Origin of the sequence: Mycobacterium sp., assembly GCF_035314665.1 — a bacterium.
Taxonomy (GTDB): Bacteria; Actinomycetota; Actinomycetes; order Mycobacteriales; family Mycobacteriaceae; genus Mycobacterium.
Genome location: NZ_DATFZD010000303.1, coordinates 1 through 4,428, shown reverse-complemented (window position 1 = coordinate 4,428; position 4,428 = coordinate 1). Strand labels below are relative to the sequence as shown.

Genomic DNA, 4,428 nt, shown 5'->3' with positions numbered 1-4,428 from the left:
AACAACATGAAGCCCCGCGGTTTTCCCGGCACGTTGGCGCCCATGTACCAGGAGTTCGCCTTGGTGAACAGCGTCGCTTCGGCACGCCGGGCACATTCTGCGCCCCAGCCGTCGACGGCGTCGCTGGTAGCTTCCATTGCGGCATAACCATGGTGGTCGAGGTAGGTGATGGCTTCTGCGATCCAGTTCACTTGCGCCTCCGCGTGCAGCACCATGTTTGCCAGCACCGCGGGCGCTCCGGGACCCGAGATCAGAAATAGGTTGGGGAACCCGTCGACGCCTAACCCCAGGTAGGTGCGCGGTCCGTGCGCCCAGTTGTCACGTAAGGTCGCGCAGTTACGGCCGACGATGTCGATCTTGCTCAGCGCCCCAGTGAGCGCATCGAAACCCGTTGCCAGCACGATCATGTCGAGGTCGTAGTAGGCGTCGGTAGTGTTGATTCCGTCGGCGTCAACGGATTCGATCGGGGTGGCGTGCACACTGATCAACGACACGTGCGGCTGATTGAAAGCCTGAAAGTAGTTGCTGTCTGTGCAGATTCGCTTTGTTCCGATCGGGTGATCGTTGGGAATCAGCATGTCCGCCACCACAGAGTCGTCGATCACGGCGCGGACCTTCTCGTCGTAGAACTTGCGCGCCTCCTCATTGGCGGCCGGGTCGATCATCTGGTCCGGGAAGGTTTTGGAGAACAGCACACCCCCCAGCTGCCATCGAGTTTCGAACGCCGCGCGGCGCTCCTCCGGCGTGAACTCCATCGCCGGCTTGGGGGCGGTGATGTGCGGTGAACCGCCGCCGCTGCGCCACGAGACACGACGTCGCTCCGCGTAAGTGGCCTTGATTTCGTCCATTTCCGCACCGGACAGCGGCTTATTGCCTGCGGGGACACTGTAGTTGGGGGTGCGCTGGAAGACATAGAGGTGCGCGGCCTGCTCGGCGATGATCGGAATCGATTGGATGCCGGAGGATCCGGTGCCGATGACAGCGACTCGCTTGCCCGTGAAGTCGACGGGATCGTGAGGCCACGCGGCGGTGTGGTAGATCTCGCCGGCGAAGCTATCCAGGCCGCTGAACTCTGGGGTCATCGCGTCCGACAACGGGCCGGTCGCCATCAAACAGAACCGTGCCGAGAGCTTCTGTCCGCCGTCGGTGGTCACTGTCCAGCGCAGCGTCGTCTCGTCGAGCACCGCCAAGACTACGCGAGTGTTGAGCGCGATGTCACCGCGCAAGTCGAGTTTGTCCGCGACCCAGTTCAGGTAGCTCAGGATCTCGGCCTGGGTGGCGTACTTCTCGGTCCAGTTCCACTCCTGCTGCAGTTCGTCGGAAAACGAATAGCAGTAGTCCACGCTCTCGACGTCACAACGCGCGCCCGGATAGCGGTTGTAGTACCAGGTGCCGCCCAGCTCGGGTGCGGCCTCGAGGACCCGCACCGAGAGGCCCTGGGTGCGCAGCTTGTGCAGGGCATACAGACCGGCGAACCCAGCGCCCACCACGATGACGTCCAGAGGTGCATCGAGGTTCACAAGCATTCACTGTAGGTAGATCTGTCGCATCGCATTACTCCCTTCCCAATCACCGGGCGGTGCGAGCCAGTTTTCCCGGCCAATGGGCAGCCCCGTGCGCGGTCGCGGGCCGATTGCAGACCATCGGTGTATGTCAGAAGTCGGACACGTGGAGGTTGACCTGGACGGCCAACGGCATTGTCTGAGCTGGCCGCGCGGTCGGACCTTGGTTGACGTGTTGCTCGATGCGGGCATTGATGTGCCCCATTCCTGCCGGGAAGGCCGCTGCGGTTCGTGCGTGGCGACCGTAGTCGAGGGTGAAGTCGACATGGCGGCGTGCGACATCCTCAAGGCCGACGATCTGCGGGACGGCCTGATCCTCGCCTGCCAAGCCAGGCCGGCCAGCGCTGATGTACACATCGAATTTTGATCCGTTTGCGTCCGCTCACCGGGATCATCTTCGGGTTCGGCACTGACTGCGGTAGACCATTAGTAGGCCCCCACACGTAAGGACGAACAATATGACCGAGCGGGTAATCGACCGGGTAATGGCCATGGCTGACCAGTTGCGCGAGCAGGCCGCGGAAGCCGAAAGAATCGGTCGGCTCACCGACGACACCGTCAAAGTCATGAAGGCCGCTGGCCTGATCCGGCTGCTGCAGCCTAAGAGTTACCAAGGGTTTGAGGTCCACCCCCGCGAGTTCGCCGAGACCGTAATGGCCACCGCGGCGTTGGACCCGGCCGCCGGCTGGATCGTCGGTGTGGTGGGCGTTCACCCCTACCAACTGGCTTACGCAGACCCGAAAGTGCCCGGCGAAGTCTGGGCCGATGACGTGGACACCTGGATGGCCTCGCCGTATGCGCCACAGGGCGTGGCCAAGCCCGTCGACGGCGGCTACATCTTCAACGGCCGCTGGCAGTTCAGCTCGGGCACCGACCACTGCGACTGGATCATCCTGGGCGCGATGCTCGGCGACGCGAATGGCGTACCGATTATGCCGCCCCAGATGCTGCACATGATCCTGCCCCGCAAGGATTACGAGATCGTCGAGGACTCGTGGAATGTGGTGGGGCTGCGCGGAACGGGCTCCAAGGACGTCATCGTCAAGGACGCGTTCGTCCCGGCCTACCGGACGATGGACGCGACAAAGGTGATGGATGGCACTGCCCAGCGTGAGGCCGGGATGACCGAGCCGCTGTATCTGATGCCGTGGTCGACGATGTTCCCGCTGGGCATCTCGGCGGCCACTATCGGCATCGCCGAGGGCGCACTGGCCGCGCACCTGGACTACCAGCGGGAGCGCGTCGGCGCGACGGGAACCGCAATCAAGGACGACCCTTACGTCATGCACGCCATCGGCGAAGCCGCGGCCGACATCAATGCCGCTCGCCAGGAATTGCTGACCAATGCCGATCGGATCTACGACATCGTCGCCGCCGGCAAGGAGGTGTCGTTCGCGGACCGCGCCGCCGGTCGCCGCACCCAGGTGCGCGCGGTGTGGCGCGCAGTATCGGCGGTCGACGAGATCTTCGCCCGCTCGGGCGGCAACGCGGCGCGGATGGACAAGCCGCTGCAGCGGTACTGGCGTGATGTGCACGTCGGCCATCTGCACGCGATCCATGTCCCTGGCACCACGTATCACGCAGCGGCCCTCAGCTCGTTGGGCATCGATCCGCCCGAGGGTCCGCTGCGGGCGCTGATTTAGGAGACCAACGTGACTGACCTGAAAAGCCTTGGGTATATCACGATTTCGACCAATGACATCGGCCGGTGGCGACAGTTCGCCTTCGGCGTCCTGGGCTTCGCGGAAGGCAAGGGCCCCGACCAGTCAGCGTTGTACCTGCGGATGGACGAGCGCGCTGCCCGGCTCATCGTGGTGCCGGGCGCGACCGACCGGGTGCTCACCGTCGGCTGGGAAGTGCGCGACCACCCGGCACTTCAGCGCCTCAAAGCAACGCTGGACGGCGCCGGAGTGCCGTTCAAGCAACTGTCCAACGATGAGGCCGAGGCCCGCAGGGTCGAAGAGGTGATCGCGTTCGAGGATCCGGCCGGCACCACCCTCGAGGTGTTCCATGGTGCGGTGCTTGACCACAGCCCGGTCATCACCCCGTTCGGTGCGAAATTCGTCACCGGCGATCAGGGAATGGGCCATGTCGTTGTGCCGGCCACCGATCCCAACGGGTTGTTCGACTTCTATACCGAAGTCTTGGGTTTCCGTTCCCGTGGCGCGTTCCGGGTACCGTTGCCGAAAGAGTTTGGCCCGGTGCGGGTTCGCTTCCTCGGGATCAACGAACGACACCACAGCATGGCGATCTGCCCGGCCGCACATCTGCGCGATCCACGCCTCGTCCACATCATGGTCGAGGTCGACACTCTCGACGCCGTGGGTCGTGCACTGGACCGCGTCAACGCCGAGGGGTTCCAGTTGTCGTCGACCCTTGGACGCCACACCAACGACAAGATGGTGTCGTTCTACGTCCGCGCGCCCGGCGACTGGGACATCGAATTCGGCACGGACGGCATGCGCGTCGACGAAACCTATTACACCGCAGAGGAAATCACGGCAGACAGCTACTGGGGCCACCAGTGGGTCGGTGAGATGCCCGCGGCCATGCAGCCGTGAGCGCCGATTTTGACGTCACACCAGTCCTGGCCTCCACGGTGAGCTCGTGGGACGACGAGGCCGACGTCGTCATCGCCGGGTACGGAATCGCCGGTGCCGCCGCGGCGGTCGAAGCGGCCCGCGCCGGCGCCGACGTCCTGGTCGCCGAACGCACCGGATCCTGGGGTGGGGCGGCCGCGATGGCCGGCGGATTCATCTACCTCGGTGGTGGCACGCCGCTCCAAAAGGCCTGCGGCTTTGACGATTCCGTCGACAACATGGCGGCGTTCCTCAACGTCGCGATGGGACCCGGTGCCGACGGGAGC

At 64.4% G+C, this 4,428-nt stretch carries 5 protein-coding genes; 4 read left to right on the top strand and 1 reads right to left on the bottom strand.

All coding sequences use genetic code 11. The annotated features are described in order from the left end of the window. Positions 1–1,520, bottom strand: a 1,520-nt coding sequence (locus VKI00_RS21205; protein WP_324440904.1) for an NAD(P)/FAD-dependent oxidoreductase, incomplete at its 3' end; no start/stop codon positions are given. 130 nt (positions 1,521–1,650) lie between these two features. On the opposite strand from VKI00_RS21205, the gene VKI00_RS21200 reads away from it, so the two are divergent. From VKI00_RS21200 to VKI00_RS21185, 4 genes are all read left to right on the top strand, one after another. Beyond that, on the top strand, positions 1,651–1,929 hold the full coding sequence (locus VKI00_RS21200) for a 2Fe-2S iron-sulfur cluster binding domain-containing protein (protein WP_324440902.1): 279 nt from the start codon (positions 1,651–1,653) through the stop codon (positions 1,927–1,929). 91 nt (positions 1,930–2,020) lie between these two features. Continuing rightward, positions 2,021–3,205, top strand: coding sequence for an acyl-CoA dehydrogenase family protein (locus VKI00_RS21195; RefSeq protein WP_324440900.1), 1,185 nt, complete (start codon positions 2,021–2,023; stop codon positions 3,203–3,205). Positions 3,206–3,214: 9 nt separating this feature from the next. Then, complete coding sequence (bphC, locus tag VKI00_RS21190; protein WP_324440898.1) at positions 3,215–4,123, top strand: biphenyl-2,3-diol 1,2-dioxygenase; 909 nt, start codon at positions 3,215–3,217, stop codon at positions 4,121–4,123. Beyond that, positions 4,120–4,428 (top strand): FAD-dependent oxidoreductase (locus tag VKI00_RS21185; RefSeq protein WP_324440896.1); only part of this gene is annotated, 309 nt, incomplete at its 3' end. The genes bphC and VKI00_RS21185, both read left to right, overlap by 4 nt.

What these genes read in the sequence shown, in the direction of transcription:
- VKI00_RS21200 (WP_324440902.1), top strand. Translation starts at nt 1,651, where the DNA reads ATGTCAGAAGTCGGACACGTGGAGGTTGACCTGGACGGCCAACGGCAT.
- VKI00_RS21195 (WP_324440900.1), top strand. Translation starts at nt 2,021, where the DNA reads ATGACCGAGCGGGTAATCGACCGGGTAATGGCCATGGCTGACCAGTTG.